Origin of the sequence: Mycobacterium sp., from assembly GCF_035697385.1 — a bacterium.
Classification (GTDB): Bacteria; Actinomycetota; Actinomycetes; order Mycobacteriales; family Mycobacteriaceae; genus Mycobacterium.
Map to the genome: position 1 here is coordinate 1 of NZ_DASSCY010000351.1, position 3640 is coordinate 3640.

General features: G+C 66.9%; 4 protein-coding genes and 1 pseudogene. All 5 read left to right on the plus strand.

The window, feature by feature from the left end:
- Window positions 1-166 (plus strand): annotated as a pseudogene (locus tag VFH65_RS29245) (ornithine decarboxylase); the annotation flags it as partial.
- A gap of 93 nt (window positions 167-259) precedes the next feature.
- Entirely contained in the window at window positions 260-2086 is a 1827-nt protein-coding gene (locus VFH65_RS29250; protein ID WP_353326618.1) for a hypothetical protein, read from the plus strand.
- Complete coding sequence (locus VFH65_RS29255) at window positions 2083-2250, plus strand: hypothetical protein (protein WP_353326619.1); 168 nt, start codon at window positions 2083-2085, stop codon at window positions 2248-2250. Before VFH65_RS29250 ends, VFH65_RS29255 begins: the two co-directional genes overlap by 4 nt.
- Before the next feature lie 17 nt (window positions 2251-2267).
- Complete coding sequence (locus VFH65_RS29260; protein WP_353326623.1) at window positions 2268-2663, plus strand: hypothetical protein; 396 nt, start codon at window positions 2268-2270, stop codon at window positions 2661-2663.
- Window positions 2660-3640, plus strand: a 981-nt coding sequence (locus tag VFH65_RS29265; protein WP_353326621.1) for a hypothetical protein, incomplete at its 3' end; no start/stop codon positions are given. The genes VFH65_RS29260 and VFH65_RS29265, both read left to right, overlap by 4 nt.

The window sequence follows — 3640 nt, forward strand, 5'->3', positions numbered from 1 at the left end:
CGCCGAGCAGCTCACCCCGTACCCGCCGGGCATACCTGCGGTGGTGCCCGGTGAGCGGCTCAACGACGCGGTCATCGACTACCTGCGCTCGGGCTTGGACGCCGGCATGAACATCCCGGACGCCGCGGACACCTCACTGAAGACGTTCCGCGTCGTCGTAACTTAAATACCCGGTACCCCTGGTTTCGTCTGGGGTGATTCTGGCAACATTACCGACGAGTAAGAAGTTTCTTCGGACACTCAGCGGGCGGGGATGACAATGGAGTTTTTTGCTCAGGCCAGTCAAGGCGGAGAGGGCGGGGGCGCCGCGATCGGCGAGGTCATCGGCATGTCGGTGGCCGGCCTGATTGTCGGGGTGGCGCTGCTGTGGATCGGCTACCTGCACCGGGCGCGCAAGATCACGTGGCTCAACAGCTTCGCGGAGTGGGCGGGCCGCAGGTTCAAGCGCCCGCCGTGGGTGGCACTTCCGATCGCCCTGTTCATCACGACGATCATCAGCGCGCTGTTCGGCTTCATCTGGGACGTCAGCCTGCACATCGGTGACGGCAGGGATTCGGGACCGCTGGCCAACCCTGCGCACTACTTCATCCTCTTCGGGCTCTTCATCTTGTTTGTCGCCGGCTGCCTGGCCTGCGTGTTGCCGTACGACAAGCCGGGTCCGTCCGCGGTGCGGATCACCCGCAATTGGTACGCGCCCGTTGGCGGACTGTTGATGGCGGGCTGCGGCCTGTACGCCTTGCTCGGGTTCCCCCTTGACGACGTCTGGCACCGCATTTTCGGCCAGGACGTGACCCTGTGGGGCCCGACGCACCTGATGATGATCGGAGGTGCCGGCTTCGCCACCTTGTCTGCCGTGCTCCTCGAGCACGAGGGGCGCCAAGCGACCGATGACGACGCCCCACGCGGCGGCGTGGGGATCAAATTCGTTCAGTACCTGGGCTTCGCCGGCGTGGTCATCGGCATGTCGGTCTTTCAGATCGAGTTCGACTTCGGCGTGCCGCAGTTCCGCCAGGTGTTCGAGCCGATGTTGATCGCGGCGGCAGGCGCGTTCGGGTTGGTTGCCGCCCGGATGTGGTTGGGCCGTGGGGCGGCCATCGCCGCCGCGCTGCTTGCGGTGGCGTTGCGTGGCGCGGTCGCCTTGGTCGTCGGCCCGGTACTGGGCGCCCCAATCAACTGGTTCGCTCTCTACCTCGGCGCGGCCATCGTGATCGAGCTGGTCGCGCTGACCCCACTTCTCAAGCGGCCCATCGTGTTCGGCCTCGTCAGCGGCCTGGCGGTCAGCACCGTCGGCTTGTGGCTGGAGTCGCTGTGGGTCGGCGCCGTCTACCACTACCCGTGGCCAACCAGCATGTGGCCGGAGGCCCTGGCAATGGCCGTACCTGTCACGGTCCTAACCGGCGCCTGCGGAGCGCTCGTCGGCATGGTGGTCAACGGTCAACCGCTGCCACGCCGCGCCATCGGCATCGGCTTGGTAACGCTGACGGTGCTGGTTATCGGCGCCGCCACCGCCAACGGGCTGCGCTACGACGTCCCCGAAAGTGCCAGTGCCACAATCACTCTCACAGATGCTCCGTCAATCGGCGATCAGCGAATGGCGACGGCTGACGTGCAGCTCACGCCGGCGAACCTCGTCAGCGACAATCCCAACTGGGTGTCGGTACTGGGTTGGCAGGGCGGAACTTCCAACGACCGCGGCATGTTCGTCGACCATCTGCAGCGCGTGGGACCGGGCCACTACAGGTCGACGGAGCCCATGCCGGTGTCGGGTTCGTGGAAGACGTTGCTGCGCGTGCACGACGGCACCATGCTCACCGCCGTACCGATCTATCTGGCAGGCGATCCCGGTATCGGTGCGCCCGAGGTGCCCGCCGAGGCGTCGATGACGCGGCCGTTCGTCGCAGAGATCACCATCCTGCAGCGCGAACGCAACCCGGACACCCCGCAGGTGCTGTGGTTGGTCGGCTGCCTGGTGGTGCTCGTTTGCACGCTGGTACTCATCGCCGGTCTCACCTGGGGCGCGGGCCGCATCAACAAGAGCGAGCCCACCGACAGCAAGGCTGAACTGCAGCCGTCCGTACAGGCATGACCGTCGTCCTAGCGGATCATTCGGTGCTGCTGGCCATTCCGGCGTTTGCTCCAGCGGTCGTCGTGGTCGGTGTCGTCGTCTATATCGCCATGCGCGACCGCCGCAAGAGCGATACGCCTCACAGTGAAACCTCAGACGCCTCCGGCCATGATGATTCACCGTGACAACAACGCGAACACTCATGGCATTGGCGGCTGCGGCACTACTGACGGCTGGCTGCGGCGGCTCGGACAGCAGCCAAGCTTCCTCGGCTAGCCCCTCGGCCTCGACCGTCAGCCCGTCGGACATGTCCAACGAACAGGCACCGCCGAGCCGTCTGGTCATCGAGGTCACCATCAAGGGCGGCACCGTCACGCCCACCAACGAGCAACTGCAGTCGGCGGTCAACGAGCAGATCGTCATCCGGGTCAACAGCGACGTCGCCGACGAACTGCATGTGCACTCCACCCCAGAGCACACCTTCAAGATCGAAGCCAAGCCCGCTCAGTCGTTCCAGTTCACGGTCGACGTCCCGGGCAAGGTGGACGTCGAGCTGCATCAGCTGAAGAAGACCATCGCGACCATCACTGTGCAGTGAGCAGCGATCGGTCCGTAGCCGTGCTGGCCCATGGCCTTGGCGGCTCGACCGATCTCCCGATCCCGTACGCCTATGCGCTCATCGGCGCGGCGTGGGCGTTGACCTTCACCTTCGCGGTGGTCGCGTTCGCGTGGCGACGGCCGCGCTTCGACCCTGACAAGCCGGGGTGGGCGCTGCCGCGGTGGGTCACGACGGTTGTCGACGCTCCGATCACCCGGTGGGCAGTCGCGATAGCGGCGCTGCTCTTCGCGGCCTGGGTCGCGGTGGCCGCATTCTTCGGACCACAGAACGCCGACAACCCGCTGCCCGGCGTCTTCTATGTGCTGCTGTGGGTCGGCCTTGTCGCCCTCTCGCTGGCGGTCGGGCCGGTGTGGCGCGCAATCTCGCCGGTGCGCACGGTGCATCGGCTGCTGGGCCGGCCGTCACTGGCTCGCCGGTATCCCGAATCGTGGGGGTCCTGGCCCGCCGTCTTCGGCCTGTTCGCGTTCGTGTGGCTGGAGCTGGCCAGCCCCGACCCGGGATCGCTTGGCGCCATTAGGATTTGGCTGCTGATCTACCTGGCGGTGACGTTCGCGGGTGCGCTGTGGTGCGGTGAGCGCTGGTGTGCGCGCGCCGACCCGTTCGAGGTGTATAGCATGGTCGCCTCACGGCTCTCACCGCTGCGCCGCAACCCCGACGCCCGTATTGCGATCGGCAACCCGTTCGATCACCTGCTGTCGCTTCCGGTGCGGCCCGGCACCGTCGCGCTGCTGGCGGTTCTGCTGGGATCCACGGCGTTCGACAGCTTTTCGGCGATGCCGCAGTGGCGCGACTTCGTCGACGCGCACACGGCGTCCACCGTCACCGCGACGTTGGTGCGCAGCGGCGGGCTTGCGGTGTTCGCGCTGGCGGGCGCAGGCACGTTCTGGCTCGCCGCGCGCGCCACCGGCGGCGTCGACGCGCGAGCGCGCCGCGAGTTGCCTGGGGCGATGGCGCAC

What these genes read in the sequence shown, in the direction of transcription:
- VFH65_RS29250 (WP_353326618.1), top strand. Translation starts at nt 260, where the DNA reads ATGGAGTTTTTTGCTCAGGCCAGTCAAGGCGGAGAGGGCGGGGGCGCC.
- VFH65_RS29255 (WP_353326619.1), top strand. Translation starts at nt 2,083, where the DNA reads ATGACCGTCGTCCTAGCGGATCATTCGGTGCTGCTGGCCATTCCGGCG.
- VFH65_RS29260 (WP_353326623.1), top strand. Translation starts at nt 2,268, where the DNA reads ATGGCATTGGCGGCTGCGGCACTACTGACGGCTGGCTGCGGCGGCTCG.